This is a genomic window from Pseudomonas sp. GW822-FHT02D10 (assembly GCF_058802345.1).
Map to the genome: position 1 here is coordinate 47,394 of NZ_JBXAOB010000002.1, position 12,893 is coordinate 60,286.

General features: G+C 61.0%; 16 protein-coding genes. 9 read left to right on the plus strand and 7 right to left on the minus strand.

Going from position 1 to position 12,893, the window contains the following annotated elements:
* The first annotated feature begins 56 nt into the window (after positions 1–56).
* Positions 57–1,007, plus strand: coding sequence for a homoserine kinase (locus tag AC1RPZ_RS03380; protein ID WP_493134895.1), 951 nt, complete (start codon positions 57–59; stop codon positions 1,005–1,007).
* 90 nt (positions 1,008–1,097) lie between these two features.
* Here the strand turns inward: AC1RPZ_RS03380 and AC1RPZ_RS03385 are convergent, their stop codons facing one another.
* Positions 1,098–2,027: a zinc ABC transporter substrate-binding protein gene (locus tag AC1RPZ_RS03385; protein WP_493134897.1), complete on the minus strand. Its 930-nt coding sequence runs from the start codon at positions 2,025–2,027 to the stop codon at positions 1,098–1,100.
* A 57-nt stretch (positions 2,028–2,084) separates the two neighbouring features.
* Here AC1RPZ_RS03385 and AC1RPZ_RS03390 point away from each other — a divergent pair, with 57 nt between their 5' ends.
* The 7 genes from AC1RPZ_RS03390 (at position 2,085) to AC1RPZ_RS03420 (ending at position 7,614) form a co-directional block, all read left to right on the plus strand.
* Positions 2,085–2,567, plus strand: a complete 483-nt coding sequence (locus AC1RPZ_RS03390) for a Fur family transcriptional regulator (protein WP_493134899.1) — start codon at positions 2,085–2,087, stop codon at positions 2,565–2,567.
* Positions 2,567–3,352, plus strand: a complete 786-nt coding sequence (gene znuC, locus AC1RPZ_RS03395; RefSeq protein WP_493134901.1) for a zinc ABC transporter ATP-binding protein ZnuC — start codon at positions 2,567–2,569, stop codon at positions 3,350–3,352. The genes AC1RPZ_RS03390 and znuC overlap by 1 nt, the downstream gene beginning before the upstream one ends.
* A complete protein-coding gene (gene znuB / locus AC1RPZ_RS03400) occupies positions 3,345–4,133 on the plus strand; it encodes a zinc ABC transporter permease subunit ZnuB (RefSeq protein WP_019694475.1) in 789 nt (262 codons plus the stop codon). The genes znuC and znuB overlap by 8 nt, the downstream gene beginning before the upstream one ends.
* Before the next feature lie 37 nt (positions 4,134–4,170).
* Entirely contained in the window at positions 4,171–4,884 is a 714-nt protein-coding gene (locus tag AC1RPZ_RS03405; RefSeq protein WP_493134903.1) for a PA5502 family lipoprotein, read from the plus strand.
* A gap of 213 nt (positions 4,885–5,097) precedes the next feature.
* A complete protein-coding gene (locus tag AC1RPZ_RS03410) occupies positions 5,098–6,105 on the plus strand; it encodes a methionine ABC transporter ATP-binding protein (RefSeq protein ID WP_493134905.1) in 1,008 nt (335 codons plus the stop codon).
* On the plus strand, positions 6,105–6,779 hold the full coding sequence (locus AC1RPZ_RS03415) for a methionine ABC transporter permease (protein ID WP_493134907.1): 675 nt from the start codon (positions 6,105–6,107) through the stop codon (positions 6,777–6,779). The genes AC1RPZ_RS03410 and AC1RPZ_RS03415 overlap by 1 nt, the downstream gene beginning before the upstream one ends.
* Positions 6,780–6,840: 61 nt before the next feature.
* Positions 6,841–7,614 carry a MetQ/NlpA family ABC transporter substrate-binding protein gene (locus AC1RPZ_RS03420; RefSeq protein WP_493134909.1) on the plus strand — a complete coding sequence of 258 codons (774 nt, stop codon included), beginning with the start codon at positions 6,841–6,843 and terminating at the stop codon, positions 7,612–7,614.
* A 176-nt stretch (positions 7,615–7,790) separates the two neighbouring features.
* Here AC1RPZ_RS03420 and AC1RPZ_RS03425 read toward each other — a convergent pair whose 3' ends face one another.
* Genes AC1RPZ_RS03425 through AC1RPZ_RS03445 form a run of 5 tightly spaced genes read right to left on the minus strand, consistent with a single transcriptional unit; the run spans position 7,791 to position 11,696 of the window.
* Positions 7,791–8,426 (minus strand): SCO family protein, encoded by a 636-nt coding sequence (locus AC1RPZ_RS03425; protein ID WP_493134911.1) that lies wholly within the window; start codon positions 8,424–8,426, stop codon positions 7,791–7,793.
* Positions 8,423–9,322, minus strand: coding sequence for a heme o synthase (gene cyoE / locus AC1RPZ_RS03430; RefSeq protein ID WP_493134914.1), 900 nt, complete (start codon positions 9,320–9,322; stop codon positions 8,423–8,425). Before cyoE ends, AC1RPZ_RS03425 begins: the two co-directional genes overlap by 4 nt.
* Positions 9,310–10,389 (minus strand): COX15/CtaA family protein, encoded by a 1,080-nt coding sequence (locus AC1RPZ_RS03435; protein ID WP_493134916.1) that lies wholly within the window; start codon positions 10,387–10,389, stop codon positions 9,310–9,312. Before AC1RPZ_RS03435 ends, cyoE begins: the two co-directional genes overlap by 13 nt.
* Positions 10,390–10,399: 10 nt before the next feature.
* On the minus strand, positions 10,400–10,990 hold the full coding sequence (locus tag AC1RPZ_RS03440; protein ID WP_493134918.1) for a PA_0111/PP_0108 family redox-active disulfide protein: 591 nt from the start codon (positions 10,988–10,990) through the stop codon (positions 10,400–10,402).
* Positions 10,956–11,696, minus strand: a complete 741-nt coding sequence (locus tag AC1RPZ_RS03445) for an SURF1 family protein (protein ID WP_493134920.1) — start codon at positions 11,694–11,696, stop codon at positions 10,956–10,958. Before AC1RPZ_RS03445 ends, AC1RPZ_RS03440 begins: the two co-directional genes overlap by 35 nt.
* A 70-nt stretch (positions 11,697–11,766) precedes the next feature.
* Here AC1RPZ_RS03445 and AC1RPZ_RS03450 point away from each other — a divergent pair, with 70 nt between their 5' ends.
* On the plus strand, positions 11,767–11,970 hold the full coding sequence (locus tag AC1RPZ_RS03450; RefSeq protein ID WP_123427013.1) for a twin transmembrane helix small protein: 204 nt from the start codon (positions 11,767–11,769) through the stop codon (positions 11,968–11,970).
* A gap of 8 nt (positions 11,971–11,978) precedes the next feature.
* Here the strand turns inward: AC1RPZ_RS03450 and AC1RPZ_RS03455 are convergent, their stop codons facing one another.
* Entirely contained in the window at positions 11,979–12,866 is an 888-nt protein-coding gene (locus AC1RPZ_RS03455; protein ID WP_493134923.1) for a cytochrome c oxidase subunit 3, read from the minus strand.
* Positions 12,867–12,893 lie beyond the last annotated feature (27 nt).

The following is a 12,893-nucleotide window of genomic DNA, read 5'->3' on the forward strand; positions in this document are numbered from 1 at the left end:
TTAACTTTAATCGGCGCTGCCTCAACCGCGGCGCCCGAACTGAGCAGTTTTTAACCATGTCTGTGTTTACCCCCCTGGCTCGGCCCGAGCTGGAAACCTTTCTCGCCCCTTATGGGCTCGGCCGCCTGCTTGATTTCCAGGGGATTGCCGCCGGTAGCGAAAACACCAATTTCTTTATCAGCCTGGAGCAGGGCGAGTTTGTCCTGACCCTGGTTGAACGCGGCCCCGTGCAGGAGATGCCGTTCTTTATCGAGCTGCTCGACGTGCTGCATGACGCCAACCTGCCGGTGCCTTACGCGTTGCGTACTACCGACGGCATCGCCCTGCGCGAATTGGCCGGCAAACCCGCGCTGCTGCAGCCACGGCTGGCCGGCAAGCACATCAAGGACGCCAACGCACAGCATTGCGCGCAAGTCGGTGAGTTGCTGGGGCACCTGCACCTGGCAACCAAAGACCACATGATCAAGCGCAAAACCGATCGCGGCCTCGACTGGATGCTCGAAGAAGGCACACAGCTGCTGTCGCACCTGAATGCCGCGCAAAGCAATCTGCTGCAACGCGCCTTGAACGAAATCACTGAGCAGAAGACCAAAATCCTGGCGCTGCCTCGGGCCAACATCCACGCTGACTTGTTCCGCGACAACGCGATGTTCGAAGGCACGCACCTGACCGGGTTGATCGACTTCTACAACGCCTGTTCAGGCCCGATGCTCTACGACGTGGCGATTGCCCTGAATGACTGGTGCTCGGACGAAGACGGCTTGATTGACGGGCCACGGGCGAGGGCATTGCTGGGGGCTTATGCGGCATTGCGTCCGTTCACCGCCGCCGAGGCCGAGCTGTGGCCGACCATGCTGCGGGTGGCGTGTGTGCGGTTCTGGCTATCGCGCTTGATCGCCGCCGAATCCTTTGCCGGGCAGGATGTGCTGATTCACGATCCGATGGAGTTTCAGCAGCGCCTGGCGCAGCGTCAGCACGTCAGCACGCCGTTGCCGTTCGCCCTCTAAAAGCATCGCGAGCAAGCTCGCTCCCACATGGACAGCGAAAATCCTGTGGGAGCGAGCTTGCTCGCGATGGAGGCGATGCATATCCCAGAGTTAAAGCGACTCCAGGCAACCCGCGAGATCATTCCCCAACTTCTCCAGCACCTGCTCGTAGCCCTGAGCCGTCGCCGGCGTGTAACCACCCAACGCATCCAGCTCCGCCAGTTTCACCGGCAAACCGGCCACCAGTGTCTCGGCCAATCGTGGGCGCAACGGCGGTTCGCTGAACACGCAGGTCTTGCCGACTTCCTGCAAGCGCGAGCGCATTGCCGCAACGTGCTGGGCACCTGGCTGCACTTCGGCAGCAACACTGAACACGCCGGTGTGCTTGAGGCCGTAGGCGTCTTCGAAGTAATCGAACGCTTCGTGGAACACAAAGTAAGGTTTGCCTGCGACACCCGCCAGGCGCGCTTTCAAGCGCAGATCCAGCGCGTCCAGGCGCTCATCGAACGCCTTGAGGTTGCTCTGATAACGCGGCGCATTGGCCGGATCGGCAGCACTGAGGTCAGTGGCGATTTTTGCCGCGATCACCCGCGCATTGACCGGCGACAACCAAAGGTGAGCATCGAGGCTGCCGGGGCGGTGGTCGTGATCGTGCTCGTCAGCTTCCTCCGCGTGGGAGTGGCTGTCTTGCGCGAAACGGCGCAGTTTCAAGCCTGGCAGGTCCTGCACAGCAACCGCTGGCAGGCTACGACCTTTGAGCACGCGCGGAAGGAAACCTTCCATGTCCGGACCTATCCAGTAGAGCAAATCCACCGACTGCACTTTCCGTACGTCGGAAGGGCGCAAGGCATAGTTATGCGGCGACGCACCCGGCGGCAGCAACACCTCGGGAACCCCGACGCCGTCCTGCACCGCAGCAGCAATCAGCTGCAGGGGTTTGATACTGGTCATCACGCTCACCTCGGCATCAGCGGAGCTGATTGCAAACAAACCGGCAGTAAATGTGACAAAAATGGCAAAAAGTCTGGACACGATGACCACTCAAAGAGGCGAGAACGGGTAACATAATAACGTCTCTCACAAAACTCGTCGCCGCTCATGCCTAAAACACCGCTAGCCAGCCGTCCCCACGACCACTCTCACTGCGTGCACAGCGCGTTGTCCGAGGCCGACGTCATTTGCGCACGTCAGGGCTTGCGCCTGACTGCGTTGCGTCGGCGGGTGCTGGAATTGGTCTGGCAAAGCCACAAGCCGCTGGGCGCCTACGACATTCTGGCGGTACTCAGCGAGCAGGATGGCCGCCGCGCTGCGCCGCCGACCGTGTACCGCGCGCTGGATTTCCTGCTGGATAACGGCCTGGTCCATCGCATCTCTTCGCTCAACGCCTTCGTTGGCTGCAATCATCCGGGGCACGTCCACCAGGGCCAATTCCTGATTTGCCGCAAATGCCATGCGGCCATCGAGCTCGAACAGCAATCCATCAGCGACACAATCATCCACAGCGCCGGCGAAGTCGGGTTTGTGGTCGAAGGCCAGACCGTCGAAGTGGTGGGTCTCTGCTCGGGCTGCCAGGGGGCTTGATGAGCACTGCGTTGATCCGCCTCAATCAGGTTACGGTGACCTTTGCCGGGCAAAGCGTGCTGGACAACATTGAGCTGAGCGTCGAGCCGAAACAGATCGTCACCCTGATCGGCCCCAACGGCGCCGGCAAGACCACACTGGTCCGCGCTGTGCTTGGCCTGCTCAAGCCCGACAGCGGCAGCGTCTGGCGCAAGCCGAAACTGCGGATCGGCTACATGCCGCAGAAGCTGCACGTTGACCCGACCTTGCCGCTCTCGGTGCTGCGCTTCTTGCGCCTGGTGCCGGGTGTGGACCGTGCGCGCGCCTTGGCGGCGCTCAAGGAAGTCGGTGCCGAACAGGTGATCGACAGCCCGGTGCAGAGCGTTTCCGGCGGCGAAATGCAACGCGTGTTGCTGGCCCGTGCCCTGTTGCGCGAGCCCGAGCTGCTGGTGCTCGACGAGCCGGTGCAAGGTGTCGACGTCGCCGGACAAGCCGAGCTCTACAGCCTGATCACCCGCCTGCGCGACCGTCACGGTTGCGGGGTGTTGATGGTTTCTCACGATCTGCACCTGGTGATGAGCACCACCGACCAAGTGGTCTGCCTCAATCGCCACGTCTGCTGCTCCGGGCATCCCGAGCAGGTCAGCGGTGACCCGGCGTTCGTCGAGCTGTTCGGCAAGAACGCGCAGAGCCTGGCGGTTTACCACCACCATCACGACCACGCCCACAACCTGCATGGCTCGGTCGTCAGCGCGGCACCGGCCGCTCACACCCACGTTCATGGAGATGGCTGCAAGCATGGCTGATTTTCTGTTGTACGCCCTGCTCGCAGGCCTGGCCCTGGCCGCCGTCGCAGGTCCACTGGGATCGTTCGTGGTCTGGCGGCGCATGGCCTATTTCGGCGACACCCTGTCCCACGCGGCGCTGCTCGGTGTGGCGCTGGGTTTTCTGCTGGATGTCAGCCCGACCATCGCGGTCACCGTCGGCTGCCTGTTGCTGGCTGTGTTGCTGGTGACCTTGCAACAGCGCCAGCCGCTGGCCTCCGACACCTTATTGGGGATTCTTGCACCGAGCACGCTCTCTCTGGGGCTGGTGGTACTAAGCTTCATGCATGAAGTGCGGATCGACCTGATGGCCTATCTGTTCGGCGACTTGCTGGCAATCAGCCCGACCGATCTTTCGTGGATCCTCGGCGGCAGCGCGGCAGTCATGCTGCTGTTGGTGGCGCTATGGCGCCCATTGCTGGCGATTACCGTGCACGAAGAGCTGGCCACGGTTGAAGGCCTGCCGGTAGCAGCATTGCGCATGACCTTGATGCTGTTGATTGCGGTGGTGATCGCGGTGGCGATGAAAATCGTCGGCGTGCTGCTGATTACTTCCTTGTTGATCATCCCGGCGGCTGCGGCACAACGTCACGCACGCTCTCCAGAACAGATGGCCTTGGGCGCGAGTTTGCTCGGTATACTCGCGGTCTGCGGCGGCCTGGCGCTGTCGTGGTTCAAGGACACGCCAGCCGGCCCATCGATTGTGGTGGCTGCTGCCGCGCTGTTTCTGCTGAGTTTTGTCCTGCCCCGTCGAGGGGTGTAGACTTGCTCGTTTTTTGCGCAATCAGAGAGTCGCAGGAATGAAGCCGTTCGCCTCCCGTTATCTGCTCCTTGTTGCATTTTCGCTGCTACTTGGCGCCTGCCAAAGCACGCCGCCAGCCCCCGAGGTCCCGGACGCACGGGCTATGGCGATCGCGCAGCTGGAGCAAAGCCTGGCCAGCAGTGAACTGGCCACTGCCGAAGATCAATTGGCCGCCTTGCAGGCCGAATCGCCCAACGATCAGTCGCTGGAGCAATATCAACGGCAACTCGCCGAAGCCTACTTGCAACGCAGCCAGATCGTGCTACAAAAAGGCGACGTGAATGCTGCCGCCACGGCCCTGAGCCGGGCCCGTGCATTGATGCCCAAAGCCCCGGCGCTGACCGGTGGCGTCAACAATGCCATCAGCCATGCGCGCAAAGCCGAACTGGACCAGGCCGAGGCCGCCCTCAAGGCCGCCGAAGCCAAACCTGTCGCCAAGGTGATCGACCCCGCCGCTGAAAGCACCACCGTTGCGCTGAACATCACCGATAGCAAGCAACTGCGTCGGCAACTCGATGCGATTGCCAGCGATGTGGTGAATTTCCAGTGCAACGTCAGCCTCCAGGCGCCGCGCACCGAGGATTACCCGTGGCTGGCCACGCTGCTGACCAAGCGGGTAAAGAAGCTTGATGCCGACTTCGACCTGAAGATCGAACGGCAGATTCTGCGCAATGTCCCGGCACAGATGGTTCTGACGCCGCGCAAGCCATAAAAGAGAAGATCGCAGCCTTCGGCAGCTCCTACGGACCGGTGTAGGAGCTGCCGCAGGCTGCGATCTTTTTCTTGTTTATGACCTTTGATCGCGTTATTTCCAAATGACTGGATGAATGCGAAATAAATGCTAAGAACCTCTATACGGACAAGCTAAAATGCCCGCCCGGCTAACCGCTGATCCTTTTCTAACGCGCCCCACAAGGTTCGCTACGTGATCGAGTTTCAAAACGTCCATAAAACTTACCGCGTTGCCGGTAAGGATATTCCCGCGCTGCACCCCACCAATCTGTCGATTGAGAACGGTCAGGTGTTCGGCCTGATCGGTCATTCCGGTGCGGGAAAAAGTACCCTGTTGCGTCTGATCAACCGCCTGGAAGACTCCAGCGGCGGCAAGATCATCGTCGACGGCGAAGAAGTCACCGCGCTGGATGCCAATGCGCTGCGCCGCTTCCGTCAGCAAGTCGGGATGATCTTCCAACACTTCAACCTGCTGGCCTCCAAGACCGTTGCCGACAACGTCGCGCTACCGCTGACCCTGGCCGGTGAACTGTCGCGCAGCGAGATCGAGCAACGCGTGGCCGAGTTGCTCGCGCGTGTCGGCCTGTCCGACCACGCCAAAAAGTACCCGGCGCAACTGTCTGGCGGCCAGAAGCAGCGCGTCGGCATCGCCCGCGCTCTGGCGACCAAGCCGAAAATCCTGCTCTGTGACGAAGCCACCAGCGCCCTCGACCCGCAAACCACGGCGTCGGTCCTGCAACTGTTGGCGGAGATCAACCGTGAGCTGAACCTGACCATCGTGCTGATCACCCATGAAATGGACGTGATTCGCCGGGTCTGCGACCAGGTCGCGGTGATGGATGCGGGCGTCATCGTCGAGCAAGGTCCGGTGGCCGACGTGTTCCTGCACCCGAAGCACCCAACCACCAAGCGCTTCGTTCAGGAAGACGAGCAGATCGACGAAAGCGAACAACGCGACGACTTCGCCCACGTGCCGGGCCGTATCGTGCGTCTGACCTTCCAGGGCGACGCTACCTACGCGCCGTTGCTGGGCACCGTCGCCCGCGAAACGGGTGTGGACTACAGCATCCTCGCCGGTCGTATCGATCGCATCAAAGACGTCCCCTACGGGCAACTGACCCTGGCGGTCACCGGCGGCGACATGGACGCGGCGTTTGCCCGCTTCACTGCGGCTGACGTCCACATGGAGGTGCTGCGTTAATGGAAGCCCTGATGAGTTTCTTCGCCAATATCGACTGGTTCGAAATCTGGCTCGCCACCGGTGACACCCTGCTGATGCTCGGCGGTTCGCTGTTGTTCACCGTCCTGCTCGGCCTGCCGCTGGGCGTGTTGCTGTTCCTCTGCAGCCCGCGCCAGTTGCTCGAAGCCAAAGGCATTTACGCGCTGCTGTCGCTGATCGTGAATATCCTGCGCTCGCTGCCGTTCATCATTCTGCTGATCGTGATGATCCCGTTCACCGTACTGATCACCGGCACCTCGCTGGGCGTCGGCGGTGCGATCCCGCCGTTGGTAGTCGGTGCTACGCCGTTCTTTGCCCGCCTGGTGGAAACCGCGCTGCGTGAAGTCGATCGCGGCATCATCGAAGCGACCCAGGCGATGGGCGCGACGACCCGCCAGATCATCATCAACGCGCTGCTGCCGGAAGCCCGCCCAGGCATTTTCGCAGCGATCACGGTGACCGCGATTACGCTGGTGTCCTACACGGCGATGGCCGGTGTGGTCGGCGCGGGTGGTTTGGGTGACCTGGCGATTCGCTTCGGTTACCAACGCTTCCAGACTGACGTGATGGTGGTGACCGTGGTGTTGCTGCTGGTGTTGGTCCAGGTTCTGCAAACCGTCGGCGATAAGCTGGTGGTGCACTTTTCCCGAAAATAAATGCAATCGCCGGCCACGGCTGGCGGGCGCTCGGAAGGGCGCCTCACAAGGAGTTTGCTGGATGAAAAAACTACTCGTCGCGTTCGCTGCCGTTGCAGCGTTCTCCGCTCAGGCCGCTGAAACCCTGACCGTCGCTGCTACCCCGGTTCCGCACGCGGAAATCCTGGAATTCGTGAAACCGGCACTGGCCAAAGAAGGCGTCGACCTCAAGGTCAAGGTGTTCACCGACTACGTGCAGCCAAACGTACAGGTTGCCGAGAAACGCCTGGACGCCAACTTCTTCCAGCACCAGCCGTACCTCGATGAATTCAACAAGGCCAAAGGTACGAACCTGGTCAGCGTTACCGGTGTACACCTGGAGCCACTGGGTGCTTACTCCAGCAAGTACAAGACCCTCGCTGAACTGCCAGGCGGCGCCAACGTGGTGATCCCGAACGACGCCACCAACGGCGGCCGCGCGCTGTTGCTGCTGGAGAAGGCCGGTCTGATCAAGTTGAAGGATTCGAAAAACATCCTGTCGACCGTCAAGGACATCACCGAAAACACCAAAGACCTGAAATTCCGTGAACTGGAAGCCGCGACCATCCCGCGCGTGCTGACCCAGGTCGACCTGGCGCTGATCAACACCAACTACGCGCTGGAAGCCAAGCTCGATCCGTCCAAGGACGCGCTGGTGATCGAAGGCAAAGACTCGCCTTACGTGAACATCCTGGTCGCCCGCCCGGACGACAAGGACAGCGACGCGATGAAGAAACTGGTTGCTGCCCTGCACAGCCCGGAAGTGAAAGCCTTCATTCTGGAGAAGTACAAAGGCGCGGTATTGCCGGCGTTCTGATCTGCTGATGTAAAACAAAACGGGGACACAATCACTGTGTCCCCGTTTTTTTATGCCTGAAACACTGACCTTGTGGGAGCGAGCCTGCTCGCGATAGCGGACTGACATTCAAGATCGATGTTGACAGTGATGGCCCCATCGCGAGCAAGCTCGCTCCCACATTAATTTTGGGGTGTTTACTGACGCTTGAGCATCACCGGCAACTGGGCCACCAGTTTCGTGTTGTTCAACGGTGCGCGAATGAACCCGCGCTGCATGCCGTCCGGCCCGATCACCGCCAGGTTGCCACTGTGATCAACGGTGTAGTTGGGTTTGCTGGTATCCGCCGGGATGTATGGAATGCTCACCGCATTAGCGACTTTTTGCAGATCTTCGACCGACGCCGGCGTCAGGCCGATGAACTGCGGATCGAAGTAGCCCAGGTATTGCTTGAGCTGCTTGGGGGTGTCGCGATTCGGGTCGACGCTGACCAGAATGATCTGCAACTTGTCGACCGCATCCGCTGGCAGCTCGCTCTTGATCTGCCGCAGTTGCGCCAGCGTAGTCGGGCAGATGTCCGGGCAGAAGGTGTAGCCGAAGAACAGCAGACTCCATTTGCCTTTCAACGCGTTGATCGTGACCGGTTGGCCGTCCTGGTTGGTCATCTGCACGTCCGGCAGGTTGCGGCTTTGCGGCAACAGGATGATCCCCGCGTCGATCAGCGCAGTCGGGTCGCCCTGGCCTTTGCCAGACAGTACTTTGTTGACGGTCAGCCCCAGGACCAGCGCGATCAGGGCAACAAGAATGAAGACGGTTTTCTGGGTTCGAGTCATAGGTTCAACAACAAGTAGTGGTCTACGAGCAGGGCGATGAACAGCAGGAACAAGTAGTAAATAGAGTACTTGAAGGTGTTGATCGCCGCGTGCGGCTGAGTGCCACGGTACAGCACCACGGCCCATTGCAGAAACCTCGCGCCCAGCCCGAGGGCGCAGATCAGGTACAGCAGGCCGCTCATGTGGATGACATAGGGCATCAAGCTCACGGCCAGCAGGGCGAAGGTGTAAAGCAGGATGTGGATCTTGGTGTAATGCTCGCCATGGGTCACCGGCAGCATCGGAATATCAGCCTTGGCGTACTCCTCCTTGCGGTGAATCGCCAGTGCCCAGAAGTGAGGCGGGGTCCAGGCGAAGATGATCAGTACCAGCAGCAGCGGTTCAGCGCTGACATGCCCGGTGGCGGCGACCCAACCCAACAGCGGTGGCGCGGCGCCGGCCAGCCCGCCGATAACGATGTTCTGCGGCGTGGCGCGCTTGAGAAAGCCGGTGTAGACCACCGCGTAACCAAGCAGCGAGGCGAGGGTCAGCCAGGCGGTCAGCGGATTGGTGAAGGCCAGCAGCAAGGCTTGCCCGGCCACCGCCAGCAACAGCGCGAAGGTCAGTGCAGCGGCGGGCGAAACCCGGCCTTCGGCCAGTGGCCGCTTGTGCGTGCGCGCCATCACCGCGTCGATCCGCCGGTCCACCACATGGTTGACCGCCGCCGCACCGCCCGCGCACAGGCCGATCCCCAGGTTGCCAAACACCAGCACCGTCCACGGCACCCCGGCACGCGTGGCCAGGAACATGCCGACCAGCGAGGTGATCAGCATCAACACCACGACCTTCGGCTTGGTCAGCTCCAGATAGTCACGCCAGATCGCTTGTTGGTGACGTTCGCCGATCAGAGTCGCCATGGCATTTCTCCTTTTATTGTTATGGGCCCGGCCGTGTGTTTACGCGGGCTGAAACGCCAGCGCCCGGGCGCCTGCTGCCTGACTCGAACCAGGCTGGTTCGTGCGTGATAATTGACCAGCACCATCGTCAGCAACAGCGCCGCGCCACCCGCGTTATGGGCGACGGCCACCAGCAACGGCAGGTGAAACAGCACATTGCTGATGCCCAAGGTGATCTGCGCCGCCAAGGCCACCAGCACCAGCCCGGCAAGCCGGGTCATACCGACAACCTTCAACTGCCAGGCCAGCCCCAGCAGCACCAGCGTGACCAGCAAAGCGCCAATGCGGTGAGTCAGGTGAATCGCCGTACGCGCATCGCTGTCGAGCTGCCCGCCGAGGTAATTGGGGCCGATGTGTTGGCTCAGGTGAAAACCGTTGGCGAAATCGGCAGGCGGCAACCATTGACCGTGGCAGGTGGGAAAGTCGATACAGGCCACTGCCGCATAGTTGGAGCTGACCCAACCACCCAGCGCAATCTGCCCGATCACCAGCAGCAACCCGGCCGTCGCCCAGTACTGCAAACGTCGCGGCACGATCAGCGCCGGCAATACGCCGGACAAGCGCAAAGTCAGCAAAAACAGCAGGCTCAAGGTCGCAAAACCACCGAGCAAATGCCCCGTCACCACCTGCGGCCAGAGTTTAAGGGTAACCGTCCACATGCCGAATGCTGCTTGGGCGAACACCACCGCCAGCAAGAACAACGGCAGCTTCAGGGGTTGATCCAGATGATGACGGTGGGTCCAGGCACGCGCCGCCAGCAACACAATCAACAAGCCAAGCGTGCCGGCGAAATAGCGGTGAATCATCTCGTTCCAGCCCTTGTGGGCAACCACCGGGGTGTCCGGAAAATGCAGCTCGGCATGGGCCAGTTGGGCTTCGCTCTTCGGCACGCTGATAAAACCGTAGCAACCCGGCCAGTCCGGGCAACCAAGGCCAGCGTGAGTCAGCCGGGTATAGGCGCCCAGCAATACGACAATCAGTGCCAGCAAGGTGGCAAACAGCGCGAGGCGAAATCCAGGTTTGGCCATGACGATGCCCTTATCCGATGTTCGACAGTTTCAACAGGTGACGCAGATCGTTGAGCAGGTCCTTGCCTTTAACGGTGGGGTCGTAGCGCAGCACCAGGTTGCCGTGGGGGTCGATGATCCACAGCTGCGCCGATCCCTTGCCCTGAACGTTTTTGCTGTAGGTCGACAGTTCCAGCGGGTAACGCTGCAACTGCGGGTACTCACGTTTGAGCTTAGCCTCATAGTCCGCGCTCAAGGGTTGGGCAGTGGCCAATGCATGACTGGCACGCGAAGCATCCCGCCCCAGACCGACCTGAATCTGCCGGGCCAGGTACACCAGTTGCTGACAATCCACCGAACAGTCCTGCGGCGCGGTGACCAGCATCTGCCAACGGTCTTCATCCGCCTGTACCCCCAGCTCGGCGCGGCTCTGACCGTTGCCGATCAGTTCACCGTGATAGCTGCGGCCGTCCGGCACCCAGAACTGCAATTTGTACATGCCGGTGGCGAGGATCATCGGACCGATCACCATCAGCAGGATCAGGACCAACTGCCAGCGCCCACGACGACGGTGTGGCACCTGCGCTTCAGACATGTTGGGTGGATTCATGGCCGCTCCCATGCTGTTTCTCCCTTGCGTTGTACCAGCCGAGGTAGAGATAAAGGCCGAACAGTGCGCACGCCATGGCGAACCACTGCACGGCATAACCGAGGTGTTTTTCCGGCCCCATGGCCACGACCGGCCAATCGGCCTGGTAGGACGCCGGGCCCGCCTCTTCACGTAATTCGTACGCAAAACCGTTGCGGCCCAACTCGCTCCAGAGCTTGGCCGGATCGATCGCCGTCACCAGCCGTGGCCAGTTGGCATTCGCTGGATCGGCGTGCAGCTGAAAGGTCGCGCCCGGTGCGACATACACCCAGGCGTCGAGGCTCAAGGATTGTTCCGGGGTGGTGAACACCGGCGGTGTGCGCCGGTCCGGCCACGGCATCCAGCCACGATTGAGCAATAACCAGAGGCCGCTGGCCTGGTCGTGAAAGGGTTGCAGCAACTCGACCCCAGGCCGGCCATTGCGGGTGCGGTTGTCCAACAGGTAAGTGTGGGCGGCATCGAACTGGCCATGCAGGCGAACGCGCCGGAATGCCGGGTCTTGTGTGCTCGACAGTTGTTCGCTGGCCATTGGTTCAGCCGCGCGACGTTCGGCGTAGCTCTCCAGCAATACGCGCTTCTGCTCGCCCCGGCTCAATTGCCAAAAGCCCAGAAAGACCAGCAACGGCAGCAACACAAGCACCACCAGGGTCGGCGCGATGCCCGGCGCAAAGCGCTTCATGGCGCCGCCATAAAGTCTGTAGTCCGGCTAGCTATACTCAAGTGCATCGTATTCCCCCCGGAGTCTCACCATGCTCAAAGCAGCCATCGTCCTGATGCTGATTGCCACGGTTGTCAGCCTGTTCAGCGGCCTGTTTTTTCTGGTCAAGGACGACAGCAGCTCAAACCGCCTGGTCATCGCCTTAAGTGTTCGTGTCAGCCTGGCGGCTATCACCGTCGGCTTGATTGCCTGGGGATTCTTCAGCGGCCAGTTGGTGTCCAGCGCGCCCTGGTAAGCGCTGCCTCAGAGCACGTAAACGAAAACAAACAGACCGATCCACACCACATCGACGAAGTGCCAATACCAGGTGGCCGCCTCGAAACCGAAATGGTGCTCGCCGTCGAAATGACCACGCATGATCCGCATCAGCATCACGAACAGGATGATCGAGCCGATGGTCACGTGAGCACCGTGGAAACCGGTGAGCATGAAGAAGGTTGCGCCATATACGCCTGAGCCCAGGGTCAGCCCCAGCTCGTGATACGCGTGGATGTATTCCTTGGCCTGGAAGCCGAGAAACCCACAACCCAGCAGCACCGTCAGTGCGAGCCAGATTTTCAGTGCGTCGCGATGGCCCTTCTTCAAGGCATGGTGGGCGATGGTCACCGTGACGCTGGAACTGACCAGCAATACCGTGTTCAGCAGCGGCAAGCCCCAGGGGCTGATGACTTCCTTGGGTGGCGGGAAGAGTGTCGGGTCGGGGGTGTTCAGCAGCGGCCAGGCAAACTGGAAGCTCGGCCAGAGCATGTGCGTGATGCCCTTGTCGCCCGCACCACCGAGCCACGGCCCGGACAGGTTGCGCACGTAGAACAGCGCACCAAAAAAGGCAATGAAGAACATCACCTCGGAGAAAATGAACCAGCTCATGCCCCAGCGGAACGAGCGATCGAGCTGCGAGCTATACAGTCCTGCGCGGCTCTCCTTGATCACCGTACCGAACCAGCCGAACAGCATGTAGGCCAGCAACAGGCCGCCAACAAAGAAGATCAGCGGGCCGTGGGATTCCGGGCGTGCTGCCTTGAGATCGTTGAACCAGGTGGCCAGGCCAAACACGGTGACGAACATGCCGACCGTGGCAATGATCGGCCATTTGCTCTGGGCGGGAACGTAATAGTGCTCATGAATTGCCATTTATTGTTCTCCTTATCGGGCACGCTT